The sequence below is a fragment of the Stenotrophomonas maltophilia genome (assembly GCF_900186865.1).
In the GTDB taxonomy this organism is placed as follows: domain Bacteria; phylum Pseudomonadota; class Gammaproteobacteria; order Xanthomonadales; family Xanthomonadaceae; genus Stenotrophomonas; species Stenotrophomonas maltophilia.
Genome location: NZ_LT906480.1, coordinates 3520096 through 3534487 on the forward strand (window position 1 = coordinate 3520096; position 14392 = coordinate 3534487).

A 14392-nucleotide genomic window follows, 5' to 3' on the forward strand; every position below is an offset into this window, starting at 1 on the left:
CATGGCCCGGCGCTACCTACCGTTGCGCGCAACGCCCCCTGTAGCGTCGAGCTTGCTCGACAGCTGTTGATTTCGCGCCAAGCACCGTCGAGCAAGCTCGACGCTACCCAAGCAGGATCATGCCTCGCCGGGGTAACGACTCACTTCGATCAGGTTGCCATCCGGGTCGCGGAAATACACCGATTCGATCGGCCCCAGCGCGCCGGTGCGTGCAACCGGCCCCTCCTCCACTGCAACGGACTGCGCCTGCAGGTGGGACAGCACATCGACTGTCGCCATGCGCGTGACCAGGCACAGGTCGGCACTGCCCGGCGTGGGCCGCAGCGCATGCGGCTGCAGCGGAGCACTGGCCGCATGCAGATTGATCTTCTGCTGGCCGAACTGCAGCGCGGTACGACCCGCGCCGAAGCGCACGACCTGCATGCCGAGCACGCGCTGGTAGAAATCACAGCTGCGGTCGATGTCGGCGACGGTGAGGACCAGGTGGTCCAGGCGTTCAAGATGGATCATGCCCGCAGCGTAACGCTGCGGGCGTGGCGATGCTGTGCGGGGTTGGGCCAATGGTATTGCGGCATTGCGCCGGGCATCGCCTGATGCAGCTCAATCGCCGATGCGCGCCTTCTGCCAGGGGCCCAGCATGGCGTTGAGCAGGCTGGCCTGTTCGTCGTCGCCGGTCAGCTCCCACATGAACACCCCGGCCAGGCCCTGCTCACGGGCGAACTGCGCACGCAGGCCGACCGAGCGCGGGTCTTCATAGCTGATGAAGATCTTCTGCCCGGCGTTGTACAGCCACGGGCTCTGCGCCTGCGGCTGCCAGTGTTTCGTCCAACCCGGCTGATCGAGATAGCGCGCCTTGATCACCCGCCAGTCGCCGGCGTCGGCCGGCGCACTGTAGGACTGGTACAGCCCATCCGCTGCATCGCCGGTGACCTTGAAGCCGCGCCCGTAGAACGGTACGCCCAGCACCAGCTTCTCGGCCGGCACGCCGTGCTCGCGGTAGTACTGCACCGCGCCGGCCACGTTGTTCCAGCGCCGCAGCTCCGGGGCCAGCGGATCGGCCGGAACCTCATGCAAGGGCGCGTTGAACGTGGACACTGCCGAGAAGCCGGTGCCCATGTCGTAGCTCATCAGGTTGATGAAATCGAACACCTTGGCCAACGCCGGCAGGTCGTAGCTCGCTGCTGGATCGTAGGGGCCATCGGTCTGCAGGCGACCGGCGGCCAGCGCGGCGGTCAGCAGCATCGGCTGTCGCTCCTTGCGCCCGTGCGCGTCGAGTGCCATGCGGAACGCCTGCGCGAGCCGGGTCAGGTTGGCGCGATCCTGCGGGCGGTGCGCCAGCTCCTTCGGTCCGCCACTGACCGGGAACTCCCAGTCGATGTCCACGCCATCGAAGCTGCCGGCATGGCGGTCGAAAAACAGCGCCATGCACGAGTCGACCAGGCGCTTGCGGCTGGCCTCGGTCAGCGCTGCATCGGAGAATCCACCTGCGCCCCATCCACCAATTGAGATCAGCGTGCGCAGATGCGGGTGCGCCTTCTTCAGCTCGGCCAGCGCAGCAAAATTCTTCGGCGCTTCGGCGCCGACCGTGCAGCGGCCGTCCTCGATGGTGGAGAACGCGTAGAACAGGTGGGTGAGGCGCTCGGCCGGAATGCCCGACACCGGGTAGCGCGCGGCCGAGCCGCCGGGGTAGTAGGCACCGAAGATCGGCGGCTGTGCGGGCGCGGCATGCGAGGCAATGGGCAGGGCGCCGGCAATCAGCACGGCAAGGACGGCCACGGTCTGGCGGAACATGGGATCTCCCGGTTCGAAGGCGCCGCCACGTTAGCAAACGGATGGGGCTGCGGGATGGTTGTCGCGGCATGTCGTCCAGTGGACAGGCACGCCGCATCCCTTGACGACATCGGGGCAGACATGCGATTGCCGTCATGCACTGCAGCAGGACACACACCGACGCCGGTCTCCCATGCATCGGCTAAGGTAGCCGCGGACCTCCAACCGTGCATGGACATGAGCACCGACCACAACGACATTGACGACGGCGACCTGCTGGACGACGAAATCCTCGACGAACACCAGGCACTGGAGGCACGCGCCTACGCCGTCTTCCGCGAGGGCGACCTGCAGCAGGCAGTGGCGCTGTTCGGCGAGCTGATCGCACTCGCTCCCGAAGTGCCGTATCTGCATTACATGCGCGGATTGGCGCACAAATACCTGCGCGACTGGGCTGCCTCGCTGCAGGACAACCGGCAATCAGAACAGCTGCGCGGCGAGTTCGATGAAGCCACCGCGTGGAATGCCGGTATCGCCGCCACCGGCACCGGTGACTGGGCCGAAGCGCGCCGCCAATGGGCCCGCTGTGGCATCACCCTGCCCGAGGGCGAAGGTCCGATCGAGGGCAACTTCGGCGTGGCCTGTGTGCGCTTGGCACCGTGGTCCGATGCCGAAGTGGTGTATATGAGCCGCATTGATCCGGTGCGTGCACGCATCGACAACGTACCGCTGCCCGAAAGCGGCTTCCGCTTCGGCGACATCGTGCTGCACGACGGCGCATCAACCGGCCAGCGCACCTACGGCGAGCGCCAGGTGCCGGTGTTCAACGCGATGCAGCGCCTGCAGGCATCGGACATGACGACCTTCACCGTGTTCGTGCAGTGTGATTCGGCCGATGACATCGCTGCCCTGGAGGCCATCACGCTGCCAGGCATCGGCATGGTCGAGGACTGGACGGCCACCGTGCGCCGGCTGTGCCGCCGCTGCAGCTACGGCACGCCGCACCAGCATGGTGATGAGGCGCCAGATGAAGACCAATGGAGACGCGAACGTGACCTCGGCGTGGCCGCACAGGGCCGGGCTGCGGTGGAAAAGCTCATGGCGGTGTGGGTCGCTGCAGCCCCCAGCCGGGTGCTGGAGGCCATCGAACAGCGCGAGCACCCGATGAGCGCCCCGGAGCCAGGCCAGGTCTGGTGGCTGGGGGAGGACGAAGAAGGCGCGTAAGTGCAAGGACCAACGGTCCTCATCCACAGGATTCCAGGCAAAGAAAAAGCGGGCCGAAGCCCGCTTTTTCATTTGCGAAAGCGTGAGGACCAACGGTCCTCACCCACCGCACAATCAGCAATACCGATTATTCGGCGCTGGCGGCGTCGCCTTCTTCCACGGCCTTCATCGACAGGCGGATACGGCCCTGCTTGTCGACTTCCAGCACCTTGACCTTGACCACATCGCCTTCCTTCAGCACGTCGCCGACCTTCTCGACGCGGTCGCTGGAGATCTGCGACACGTGGACCAGACCGTCCTTGCCCGGCAGGATGGTGACGAACGCACCAAAGTCCATGATCTTGGCGACCTTGCCTTCATAGATGCGGCCCGGTTCGACGTCCGAGGTGATCTGCTCGATGCGGGCCTTGGCGGCCTGCGCAGCGATGGCGTTGACCGAAGCGATGACGATGGTGCCGTCGTCCTGGATGTCGATCTGGGTGCCGGTTTCCTTGGTGATGGCCTGGATGGTCGAACCACCCTTGCCGATCACTTCGCGGATCTTGTCCGGGTGGATCTTGATGGTCAGCAGGCGCGGCGCGTAGTCCGACAGCTCTTCACGCGGAGCGGTCAGGCCGTGGGCCATTTCGCCCAGGATGTGCAGACGGCCAGCCTTGGCCTGCTGCAGGGCCTGCTTCATGATCTCTTCGGTGATGCCTTCGATCTTGATGTCCATCTGCAGGGCGGAAATGCCCTCAGCGGTACCGGCGACCTTGAAGTCCATGTCGCCCAGGTGATCTTCGTCACCCAGGATGTCGGACAGGACGACGAAGCGCTCGCCTTCCTTGACCAGGCCCATGGCGATACCGGCCACCGGAGCCTTCACCGGCACGCCGGCGTCCATCAGGGCCAGCGACGAGCCGCAGACCGAGGCCATCGACGAGGAACCGTTCGACTCGGTGATTTCCGAGACGACGCGGATGGTGTACGGGAAGGCTTCCAGCGACGGCATGACAGCCAGCACGCCGCGCTTGGCCAGGCGACCGTGGCCGATTTCGCGGCGCTTCGGGCCCATCATGCGGCCGCACTCACCCACCGAGAACGGGGGGAAGTTGTAGTGGAACAGGAAGTTTTCCTTGTACTCACCGGCAACGGCGTCGATGACCTGGCCGTCACGGGCGGTGCCCAGGGTGATGGTCACGATGGCCTGGGTTTCGCCACGGGTGAACAGCGAGGAACCGTGGGTACGCGGCAGCACGCCGGTCTTCACGGCGATCGGGCGGACGGTGTCCAGCGCACGGCCGTCGATACGGACCTTGGTGTCCAGCACCGAGTCACGCATGGTGCGGTATTCCAGCTCGCCGAATTCCTTCGACAGCTCGGCCGGGTTCCAGCCTTCGGCGGCCACGCGGCCAGCCAGGGTTTCGAACACGTCCTTCTTGATTGCCGAGATGGCGTCACGGCGCTGCAGCTTGTCACGCACCTGGAAGGCTTCGCCCAGGCGCGGGCCGATGGCTTCCTTCAGGGCGGAGATCAGCGCGTCGTTCTTGGCCGGGGCTTCCCAGGTCGACGGCTTGGTGCCGGCTTCGACGGTCAGCTCGTTGATCGCGTTGATGACCTTCTGCATTTCGCGGTGACCGAAGGTCACGGCGCCCAGCATCACTTCTTCGGACAGCAGCGCGGCTTCGGATTCAACCATCAGCACGGCGTTGGAGGTACCGGCGACGACCAGTTCCAGCTGCGAGTCAGCCAGTTCGCTGACGGTCGGGTTCAGGATGTACTCGCCGTTCTTGTAACCGACCTTGGCAGCGCCGATCGGACCCATGAACGGGGTGCCGGCCAGGGCCAGGGCAGCGGAGGCACCGATCAGGGCCGGGATGTCGCCGTCCACGTCCGGGTTCAACGACATGACCGTGGCGATGATCTGCACTTCGTTCTTGTAGTCTTCCGGGAACAGCGGACGGATCGGACGGTCAATCAGACGCGAGATCAGGGTTTCCTTCTCGGTCGCACGGCCTTCACGCTTGAAGAAACCACCCGGGATACGGCCGCCGGCGTAGAACTTTTCCTGATAATCGACGGTCAGCGGGAAGAAGTCCTGGCCTTCGCGCGCGCTCTTGGCGGCGACGGCGGTGACCAGCAGTACGGTGTCGTCCATCTTGACGATGACGGCGCCGCTGGCCTGACGGGCGACTTCGCCGGTCTCAAGCGTGACGGTGTGCTTGCCGTACTGGAAGGTTTTGGTGATTTTTGCCACGGAGGGTGTCCTTGGGGATGCTGTCTGCGAATTTGGACCGTCGGCGACCCTTGCCGCCAGCGGGTGGCCGGATCGTTCCGGCCTGAATCGGGGATTGCGGTACTACAAAACAAAACCGCGGCGCATCGCTGCGCCGCGGGGGATTCGTTGCTTAGCGACGCAGGCCAAGCTTCTCGATCAGGGCCTTGTAGCGCTCGACGTCCTTCTTCTTCAGGTAGTCGAGCAGGCTGCGACGGCGGTTGACCATCTGCAGCAGGCCGCGGCGGCTGTGGTGGTCCTTCTTGTGGGTCTTGAAGTGGCCGGTCAGCAGTTCGATGCGGGCGGTCAGCAGCGCAACCTGGACTTCCGGGGAGCCGGTGTCAGCCGAGCTGCGCTTGTTGTCTTCAATGACCTTCTGGGTGTCGATCGACATTTCTTTTTCTCTGTGATGCGTGGCCGGCAGGAACGCGCTTCGCGCACCGCCAGGCTCGCCGTGGACTACGAGGATGAAACCTGCCAGGCAGGCTGCCGGAAAACGGCCGCGAAATTGTAACGGTCGGGGGCTTCCGGGACAAGGACCGGGGCTGAACCGCCCGGGCCCGGTCAGAGGTTGAAACGACGCTGCGGGGCCAGCAGGCCGCTTTCGTCGACCTGGCCCAGGCCCTGGACAGCGTCGTCCGGACCAAACACCGCCACCAGGCCACGCGGCCAGGACAGATCGCGCTGGCGCTGGCCGACGCAGAAGCGGTGGGCCTGGTCGGCATCCAGGTCGACCCGCGGGTACTCGGCCAGGCCGGCCGCCAGCGGCAGCAGCAGCGCGTCCATGCCCGCCTCGTCCCCCGCCTCGACCATCGCCCGCAGCTGGTCCAAGGTGACCATCACCGGCTCACGGAACGGCTCGACCCAGAGCCGACGCAGTGCGCTGATGTGGGCACCACAGCCCAGCGCCTCGCCCAGGTCGCGGGCCAGGCTGCGGATGTAGGTGCCGGAGCCGCAGGTCACGCGCAGCCGCAACCGTTCCGGCTGCTGCTCCAGCACCTCGATGGCATGTACCTGCACCTCGCGTTCGGGCGCTTCGATGACATCGCCGCGGCGGGCCTTCACATACAGCGGCTCACCGCCCTGCTTCAGCGCCGAATAGATCGGGGCACGCTGGCGGATGTTGCCGGTCAGCGCCGCCAGTGCGGCCTGCAGCGCTTCGGCACTGATGGCCGGCACCGGGCGCTGCAGCAGCACCTGGCCTTCGGCATCGTCGGTATCGGTGGTCTGGCCCAGAACGATCTCGGCGTCGTAGGCCTTGGCCGAGCCGAGCAGCAGGCCGGCGATCTTGGTTGCCTCGCCGAAGCACAGCGGCAGCAGGCCGGTGGCCAGCGGGTCAAGGCTGCCGGTGTGCCCCCCTTTCTCGGCGCGGAACAGGCGGCGGGCTACCTGCAGGGCGGCGTTGGAACTCATGCCGGTCGACTTGTCGAGCAGCAGGATGCCATCCAGGCGGCGGAACGGAATTCGGGTCATGGCAGAATTTTGTAGGGTCGAGCCATGCTCGACTGCCGCAGCGCGGTCTGCATCAGACATCGCGCAGCCGGAATGCAACAACGCCGGGCATGCCCGGCGCCACGCGGTTATTCTTCGTCGCTCTCGCGACGCTTCTCCGCGGCCAGCGTATCGGGCAGGTCGCGCAGGATGTTGTCGATGTGCTCACCACGGTCGACCGAGTCGTCGTAGTGGAAATGCAGCTCCGGCACGTGGCGCAGCTTCATCGCGCGGGCCAGGTCCATGCGCAGGCGGTAGCCCAGCTCCTTCAGGCCGGCCACGGCTTCGGCCGAACGTTCCGGCATCAGCGCGGTGACGAACACCTTGGCATGGGCCATGTCGCGGGTGATTTCCACGTCGGACACGCTCACCGAGGGCAACCCATGCTCGCGCACGGCGTTGTGCACCAGGGTGCCGAGTTCACGGCGCAGCTGGGCGGAGACACGGTCGGTTCGATGGAAAGTCTTGGGCACGAGGAGCTCTTGGTTCAGTTGTCGCCCGACCAACGGTCGGGCGCTACCTTTGATTCAATTGTCGCCCGACCAAGGGTCGGGCGCTACAGGTCCATGGTGGGGCCCGACCGTTGGTCGGGCCACCTTGCAGCATTACAGGGTGCGCGGCACTTCGATACGCTCGAAGCACTCGATCTGGTCACCCGGCTTGACGTCGTTGTAGGCCTTCACCGCGATACCGCACTCGGTACCGTTGCGGACTTCCTCGACGTTCTCCTTGAAGCGACGCAGCGACTCCAGCTCGCCCTCGAAGATCACCACGCTGTCGCGCAGCACGCGGATCGGCTTGTTGCGCCTGACCACGCCCTCGATGACCATCGAGCCGGCAACGGCGCCCAGCTTGGAGCTGCGGAACACGTCGCGGACCTCGGCGATACCGATGATCTCTTCGCGGATCTCCACGCCCAGCAGACCGGAGGCCACCTGCTTCACCTGATCGATCACGTCATAGATGATCGAGAAGTAGCGCAGGTCCACGCCGTTGGATTCGATGATGCGACGGGCCGAAGCATCCGCACGCACGTTGAAGCCGATGACGGTGGCCTTCGAAGCGGCCGCCGAGTTGGCGTCCGATTCGGTGATGCCGCCCACGCCGGAGTGGATCACGTTGATGCGGATGTCTTCGTTGGACAGTGCCACCAGCGCCTGGCTGAGGGCCTGCACCGAACCCTGCACGTCGGCCTTGATGACCAGGTTGAGGACCTGCTGGCCCTCGCCCTTGCCCAGGGTCGCCATGATGTCTTCCATGCGGCTGCCGGCGGTGGCGACCAGACGCGATTCACGGCGCTTGGTCTCACGCTGCTGGGCAACGTCCTTGGCCAGGCGCTCGTCCTCGACCACCACGAAGTCATCACCGGCTTCCGGCACGCCGGACAGGCCCAGGACCTGCACCGGGATGGACGGGCCGGCGAACTCCGGCTGCTTGCCGGTTTCGTCGAACAGCGCACGCACGCGGCCGTACTGGATGCCGCACACCAGGTAGTCGCCCTTCTTCAGGCGACCCTGCTGCACCAGCACGGTAGCGACCGGGCCGCGGCCCTTGTCCAGCGACGATTCGATCACCACGCCCGAGGCGCGGCCTTCGTCGACGGCCTTCAGTTCCAGCAGTTCGGCCTGGATCGAGATGGCGTCCAGCAGATCGTCGATGCCCAGGCCGGTCTTGGCCGAGATCTCCACCATCTGGGTATCACCACCGAAATCTTCGGCCACGACCTGCTCGGACAGCAGTTCGTTCTTGACCCGCATCGGGTCGGCGTCGGACTTGTCGATCTTGTTGATCGCCACGATCAGCGGCACACCCGCCGAACGGGCGTGCTGGATCGCTTCCTTGGTCTGCGGCATGACGCCGTCATCGGCGGCCACGACCAGCACCACGATATCGGTCAGCTTGGCGCCGCGGGCACGCATCGAGGTGAAGGCAGCATGGCCCGGGGTATCCAGGAAGCTGATCACGCCCTTCGGCGTATCAACGTGGTAAGCACCGATGTGCTGGGTGATGCCGCCGGCTTCGCCGGTGGCGACCTTGGTGCGGCGGATGTAATCCAGCAGCGAGGTCTTGCCGTGGTCGACGTGGCCCATGATGGTGACCACCGGCGGACGCTGGGTGGCTTCGCCCTGGTTTTCACCGGTCGAGGCCAGCAGTGCGTCCTCGGCGTCGTTGTCGTTGGCACGGATCGCCTTGTGGCCGAGTTCTTCGGTCACCAGCGCGGCGGTGTCGTGGTCGATGGACTGGGTGATGGTGGCCATCACGCCCATCTTGAACAGCGCCTTGACCACCTCGCCGCCCTTCAGCGCGAGCTTCTGCGCCAGGTCGGCCACGGTGATCGTGTCGCCGATCGCCACTTCACGCACCACCGGCGCGGTCGGACGCTCGAAGGCGTGCGGACCGGCATTGTTGCCACCGCGCGACATGTCGCGACGGCCACCGGCCTGGTTACGGCCACCCGGCCGACCACGGGTGTTGCTGTTGTTGCTGTTGCCACGACGCGCACGGTCGGCAGCCGACAGATGCATCTGGCCGGCGAAACGGTCGCCCGGGCCACGCTCGTTGCGCGGCGCGCTGCGGTTGTTGCGGTCGTCGTTGCGCGGCGGCGGCGGCGCACTGCGCGGCGCAGCCGGAGCGGCGGCCGGCGTGCGCGGCGGACGCGGCGCGGTTTCATCGATCGGAGCGCGCTTGGGCTTGGTGGCCGCCAGTGCCTCGGCAGCCTTGGCGGCGGCCGCAGCTTCCTCGGCAGCCTTCTTCTCGGCCTCTGCGCGTTCCTTGGCCGCAATCTCTTCCTCACGGGCACGGACGATGGCTTCGTCGCGCAGACGATCCTTCTCGGCCAGGGCCTGCTGTTCGGCGAGGTTGCGGGCGCGCGACTCTTCCAGCTTGCGCAGGATGTCGGCGCGCTCTTCGTCCGGCGTCATGGCGCGCGCACCATCCTTGACGTAGGTGCGCTTCTGGCGCACCTCGACATTCACGGTCGTCTTGCTGCGACCGGAATTGACCGTCACTTCCTGCTGCTTCCGGCGGTTGAGCGTGATCTTCTTTGCAGACTGATCGCTCTCTTCCGGGGCCTGCTCGGGCTTGCCGTGCGAACGACGAAGGAAGCCCAGGAGCTTCACCTTCTCGGAGCTGGTCACGACCTGGTCGGGACCGCTGAACTTCATGCCGGCACCGGCCAGCTGTTCCAGCAGTTTTTCGACCGGCGTGTTGACCAGTTCGGCAAGCTTGCGGATGGTGGTTTGCTGCGACATTCGGATCCTATGATCTTGTGGGCGCCCCCCCGCATCTGGAGGTGGCGCGGATTCTACGCCCTGAGCGGCTCAGGGCCCTGTTCATTGCCGGCTCATTCGCCGCGTTCCAGTCGGGCGATCTCTTCGGCACGGGCGGCCAGGATCAGCGCAGCGGCGCGCGCCTGATCCAGTCCTTCGATGCCGAAGTCCATGACCTCGTCGGCGGCCAGGTCGGACAGGTCCTCGCTGGTACGCACGCCGTGGCCGGCCAGCGCATATGCGGTGGCTTCGTCCATGCCCTTCAGGGACAGCAGGTCCTGCGCCGGCTGGCCGTCTTCAAGGCCTTCTTCGACTGCCAGGGCCTCATTGAGCAGCGCATCGCGGGCACGAGCGCGCAGCTCTTCGACGATGTCTTCGTCGAAACCTTCCACGGCCAGCAGTTCGCCGACCGGGACATATGCGATTTCCTCGACGGTGCCGAAGCCTTCGCTGACCAGGATGCCGGCGATTTCCTCGTCCACTTCCAGCTTGTCCATGAACAGCTGGCGGGCCGAAGCCTGCTCGGCCTCCGACTTGGCGGTGACCTGGTCCTGGGTCATCACGTTGAGCTGCCAGCCGGTCAGGCGGCTGGCCAGGCGCACGTTCTGGCCGCCCTTGCCGATCGCCTGGGCCAGGCGGTCTTCGGCAACGGCCAGGTCCATCGAGTGCTTGTCTTCATCGACGATGATCGACTGCACTTCGGCCGGCGCCATCGCGTTGATGACGAAGTTGGCCGGGTTGTCGTTCCACAGCACGATGTCCACGCGCTCGCCATTGAGCTCGTTGGACACGGCCTGCACGCGCGAACCGCGCATGCCGATGCAGGCACCGATCGGATCGGTGCGCTGGTCGTGGGCGAGCACGGCGATCTTGGCGCGGTCGCCCGGATCACGGGCGCAGGCCTTGATTTCCACCAGGCCCTGGCCGACTTCCGGCACTTCCAGCTTGAACAGCTCGATCATGAATTCCGGGGCGGCGCGGCTGATGAACAGCTGCGGGCCACGGGGTTCCGAACGGACTTCGGCCAGGTAGCCGCGCACGCGGTCACCGGCGCGCAGCACGTCGCGCGGAATGCCCTTGTCCTTCGGAATGAAGCCTTCGGCATTGCCACCGAGGTCGACATAGATGTTGCCGCGCTCGGCGCGCTTGACCACACCGGTGATCAGTTCGCCGACGCGATCCTTCCACGCATCCACGACCTGCTGGCGCTCGGCTTCGCGCACGCGCTGGACGATGACCTGCTTGGCGGCCTGGGCGGCGATGCGGCCGAAGTCCGGGTTCTCGATCTGCTCTTCGATGTAGTCGCCGACGTCCACGCCTTCGGCTTCGTCGACGGCGTCCATCAGGCGGATCTGGCGGTCCGGCGATTCCATGACCACGTCGTCGGCCACCACTTCCCAGCGGCGGAAGGTTTCGTAGCTGCCATCCTTGTGGTCGATGACCACGCGGGTCAGCACTTCCTCGTCGGGATAGCGCTTCTTCGCTGCCGAGGCCAGGGCGGCCTCGATGGCATCGAAGATCACTTCACGCGGCACGCCCTTCTCGTTGGCGACCGCGTCGACTACCAGCAACAGTTCCTTGCTCATTGGCTCACTCCGCGCGCGGCTTCTTTGCCGCCGGCTCGTTGGAAGAAGAATTCGTGTTCGGCTTCGGACGCTTCGGCGCCGGACCGGTCGGCTTGCTCGGGGCCAGCCCCAGCGCCACCCAGTCGGGCATGATCCGTGCCTTGTCGATGTTGTCGGCCGACACCACCACTTCGGTCTTGTCGACGATGAAGGTGATGGTGCCTGCGGCCTCGTCGGTTGCCTCGATACGGCCCTGCAGGCGACGACGGTTGTCCTGCGGCAGCTTCAGCGTGACCTTGGCCGATTCGCCCTGGTGGCGAGCGAACTGCTCCAGGTTGAACAGCGGGCGATCCACGCCCGGCGAGGACACTTCCAGCGTGTAATTGCCGCTGATGGGGTCTTCGACGTCCAGCTGCGCCGACACTTCGCGGCTGACCCGCTCACAGTCGTCGACATTGATGATGCGCTCGGGCTGTTCAGCCAGCGGCACGTCGATGTAAAGGCGCAGGGTCGCACCGCCGGGGGCCGGCAGATACTCAACGCCCAGCAGCTCCAGGCCCAGCGACACAACTGTCGGGGCGAGCAGATTCGCGATGTCGGTTGCCTTGTCGCTCACAGCCTGCCTTGATCTCTTGGTTGGGTGCCGGCCTTGGCCGGCGTGAAAACATGACGCCCCGGAAACGACAAAGGGCCCGCTGGGCCCCTTTTCCGGAAAGACTCCGGTGACTGGATTCCGGTTGCAACCTGCAGTGCCTGCCGGTTGCGGCCCTCCTTCCGGGTCCGGACTCCCGCCGGGAGGCCGCCTTCAGGGGTACTGCTAGGCCGCTGATGATAGCGGCTGCACCGCGCTGGTGCAAGGTGCGGACCTGGGGTCAGATCCCTTTCCCGCGGAGAAGGGATCTGACCCCGATCACGCAGAAACGACGCAGCCACCCAAAGAAAAACGCCTTCGAAGCAGGACTTCGAAGGCGATCTCTTTACTTGGTAGCGGGGGCAGGATTTGAACCTGCGACCTTCGGGTTATGAGCCCGACGAGCTGCCAGACTGCTCCACCCCGCATCAGAAGCGGAATTATGAGCTTTGGCTCCAAAAAATGCAAGCTTTCCCTCATTCATCAAACCGGTTGGCGCCGATCTGAGGTTGGTAGCGGGGGCAGGATTTGAACCTGCGACCTTCGGGTTATGAGCCCGACGAGCTGCCAGACTGCTCCACCCCGCACCGGAAGTGTTTGAACTGCTGCCCTGCTCTCTTTCGAGGAGGGCTACCGCAACGATGTTCTGGCTGAACCGCTGCAGTGACAACTCAGGCTGCGCATATTACACGAATCGCGCAGCTTTGTGTCAACTTTTATGCAAGATGCGCAAATGCCTGCTGGCACCAGACCATGATCGGGTTCCAGGCCAGGCCCAGCGCCAGCAGCGCCAGCGCGTTCACGCCCAGCACCAGGCCCAGCACGCGGTCGTTGCTGCGCGGCATGGCCTCGCCCACCGGCTCATCGAAGTACATGACCTTGATGACGCGCAGGTAGTAGAAGCAGCCGACCACGGCACACAGCACGCCGAGGATGGCCAGCCACAGCAGGCCCCCGTTGACGGCCGCGCCCAGCACCGCCAGCTTGGTCCAGAAGCCCAGGAACGGCGGAATGCCGGCCAGCGACGCCATGATGCACAGCACCAGGCCGGCCATCCACGGGTTGCGGGCATTGAGGCCCTTGAAGTCCTCGATGTTCTCGGCTTCGAAACCGGCACGCGACAGCGCGATGATCGCGCCGAAGGCGGCGGTGGACATGATGGCGTAGGCCAGTGCGTAGAACAGCGCGGCGGCATAGCCCTGCGCGCCACCACCGGCGACGCCCATCAGCAGGAAGCCGATATGCGAGACGGTGGAGAACGCCAGCATGCGCTTGAGGTTGCTCTGCGCGATGGCCATCAGGTTGCCGATGACCAGCGAAACCGCGGCCAGGCCGGCAATCAGCAGCTGCAGTTCAGTCGACAGCGGGCCCACGCCCATTTCCAGCAGGCGGTAGGCCATGCCGAAGGCGGCCAGCTTCGGCGCCGAGCTGATGAACAGTGCGATCGGTGCCGGGGCACCCTGGTACACGTCCGGCAGCCACATGTGGAACGGCGCGGCACCCAGCTTGAAGGCGACGCCGGCGATCATGAACACCGCACCGGTGATCAGCAGCACGCGCTCTTCCGAGTGCGGGATGGCCTCACGGATGACGTCCAGGTGCAGGCTGCCGGTGGCGCCGTAGATCAGCGACATGCCGTACAGCAGCAGGCCCGAGGCCAGCGAACCCAGCACGATGTACTTCATCGCCGCTTCCGAGGCCAGGCCGTTCTCACGGTTGCTGGCAACCAGCGCGTAGGAGCACAGCGCCAGCAGTTCCAGGCCCAGGTAGACCATCAGCAGGCTGCCGGCCGAGACCAGGATCATCATGCCGGCGGTGCCGAACAGGATCAGCACCGGGATCTCGCCCTGGAACAGGTTGCGGTCACGCAGGTAACGCCAGCCGTAGACCAGGGTCAGGCCGCTGAGCAGCACGATCCCGGTCTTCATCACGTCCGCGGCGGTATCGCGCACGAACATGCCATGGAAGACCTCCCCCTGCCCGCCCACGCCAGTGGCCAGCATGAACAGCACCACGGCCAGCGCAGCGAGCGAGAACAGGTGGGTGACGATCTTGTTCCGGTTGCTGACGAACAGGTCGAGGATCATCAGGGCGAAGGCGCTGCCGATCAGCACCAGCTCGGGAGCGAGCGGTGGCAGGTCAGCGGCGGTCAATGGCAGCAGCGGCGAGGTGGTCATCATCAAATCCT

The 14392-nt window shown here is 65.6% G+C and carries 11 protein-coding genes and 2 tRNA genes; 1 reads left to right on the forward strand and 12 read right to left on the reverse strand.

What is annotated here, in order from left to right; genetic code table 11:
* Positions 1 to 117 precede the first annotated feature (117 nt).
* Positions 118 to 510 (reverse strand): VOC family protein, encoded by a 393-nt coding sequence (locus CKW06_RS16845; protein ID WP_005410442.1) that lies wholly within the window; start codon positions 508 to 510, stop codon positions 118 to 120.
* Between the two features lie 90 nt (positions 511 to 600).
* Positions 601 to 1791, reverse strand: a complete 1191-nt coding sequence (locus tag CKW06_RS16850) for a glycoside hydrolase family 18 protein (RefSeq protein WP_038645399.1) — start codon at positions 1789 to 1791, stop codon at positions 601 to 603.
* A gap of 216 nt (positions 1792 to 2007) precedes the next feature.
* Here CKW06_RS16850 and CKW06_RS16855 point away from each other — a divergent pair, with 216 nt between their 5' ends.
* Positions 2008 to 2994 carry a tetratricopeptide repeat protein gene (locus tag CKW06_RS16855; protein ID WP_231910806.1) on the forward strand — a complete coding sequence of 329 codons (987 nt, stop codon included), beginning with the start codon at positions 2008 to 2010 and terminating at the stop codon, positions 2992 to 2994.
* Between the two features lie 127 nt (positions 2995 to 3121).
* Here the strand turns inward: CKW06_RS16855 and pnp are convergent, their stop codons facing one another.
* The 10 genes from pnp to nuoN all read right to left on the reverse strand — a co-directional run bounded on the left by pnp (position 3122) and on the right by nuoN (position 14381).
* Entirely contained in the window at positions 3122 to 5230 is a 2109-nt protein-coding gene (gene pnp / locus CKW06_RS16860) for a polyribonucleotide nucleotidyltransferase (protein ID WP_005410444.1), read from the reverse strand.
* A 151-nt stretch (positions 5231 to 5381) separates the two neighbouring features.
* Positions 5382 to 5642, reverse strand: coding sequence for a 30S ribosomal protein S15 (gene rpsO, locus CKW06_RS16865; RefSeq protein ID WP_005410445.1), 261 nt, complete (start codon positions 5640 to 5642; stop codon positions 5382 to 5384).
* Positions 5643 to 5812: 170 nt separating this feature from the next.
* On the reverse strand, positions 5813 to 6721 hold the full coding sequence (gene truB, locus CKW06_RS16870) for a tRNA pseudouridine(55) synthase TruB (protein ID WP_038645392.1): 909 nt from the start codon (positions 6719 to 6721) through the stop codon (positions 5813 to 5815).
* Between the two features lie 107 nt (positions 6722 to 6828).
* Complete coding sequence (rbfA, locus tag CKW06_RS16875) at positions 6829 to 7212, reverse strand: 30S ribosome-binding factor RbfA (protein WP_005410447.1); 384 nt, start codon at positions 7210 to 7212, stop codon at positions 6829 to 6831.
* A 132-nt stretch (positions 7213 to 7344) separates the two neighbouring features.
* The gene (gene infB, locus CKW06_RS16880) at positions 7345 to 9990 is read right to left on the reverse strand and encodes a translation initiation factor IF-2 (RefSeq protein WP_005410448.1); all 2646 of its coding nucleotides are present in this window, start codon (positions 9988 to 9990) and stop codon (positions 7345 to 7347) included.
* Between the two features lie 92 nt (positions 9991 to 10082).
* Positions 10083 to 11594: a transcription termination factor NusA gene (gene nusA, locus CKW06_RS16885; protein ID WP_005410449.1), complete on the reverse strand. Its 1512-nt coding sequence runs from the start codon at positions 11592 to 11594 to the stop codon at positions 10083 to 10085.
* Positions 11595 to 11598: 4 nt separating this feature from the next.
* Positions 11599 to 12189 (reverse strand): ribosome maturation factor RimP, encoded by a 591-nt coding sequence (gene rimP, locus CKW06_RS16890; RefSeq protein WP_005410450.1) that lies wholly within the window; start codon positions 12187 to 12189, stop codon positions 11599 to 11601.
* A gap of 366 nt (positions 12190 to 12555) precedes the next feature.
* Positions 12556 to 12632: transfer RNA gene (locus tag CKW06_RS16895), tRNA-Met, on the reverse strand.
* 82 nt (positions 12633 to 12714) lie between these two features.
* Positions 12715 to 12791, reverse strand: a tRNA-Met gene (locus tag CKW06_RS16900).
* Positions 12792 to 12920: 129 nt separating this feature from the next.
* Positions 12921 to 14381, reverse strand: coding sequence for an NADH-quinone oxidoreductase subunit NuoN (gene nuoN, locus CKW06_RS16905; RefSeq protein WP_024958699.1), 1461 nt, complete (start codon positions 14379 to 14381; stop codon positions 12921 to 12923).
* Positions 14382 to 14392 lie beyond the last annotated feature (11 nt).

Coding starts and splice junctions, on each gene's coding strand:
- CKW06_RS16855 (WP_231910806.1), top strand. CDS start 2,008: ATGAGCACCGACCACAACGACATTGACGACGGCGACCTGCTGGACGAC.
- CKW06_RS16850 (WP_038645399.1), bottom strand. CDS start 1,791: ATGTTCCGCCAGACCGTGGCCGTCCTTGCCGTGCTGATTGCCGGCGCC.
- truB (WP_038645392.1), bottom strand. CDS start 6,721: ATGACCCGAATTCCGTTCCGCCGCCTGGATGGCATCCTGCTGCTCGAC.
- CKW06_RS16845 (WP_005410442.1), bottom strand. CDS start 510: ATGATCCATCTTGAACGCCTGGACCACCTGGTCCTCACCGTCGCCGAC.
- nusA (WP_005410449.1), bottom strand. CDS start 11,594: ATGAGCAAGGAACTGTTGCTGGTAGTCGACGCGGTCGCCAACGAGAAG.
- nuoN (WP_024958699.1), bottom strand. CDS start 14,381: ATGACCACCTCGCCGCTGCTGCCATTGACCGCCGCTGACCTGCCACCG.
- infB (WP_005410448.1), bottom strand. CDS start 9,990: ATGTCGCAGCAAACCACCATCCGCAAGCTTGCCGAACTGGTCAACACG.
- rpsO (WP_005410445.1), bottom strand. CDS start 5,642: ATGTCGATCGACACCCAGAAGGTCATTGAAGACAACAAGCGCAGCTCG.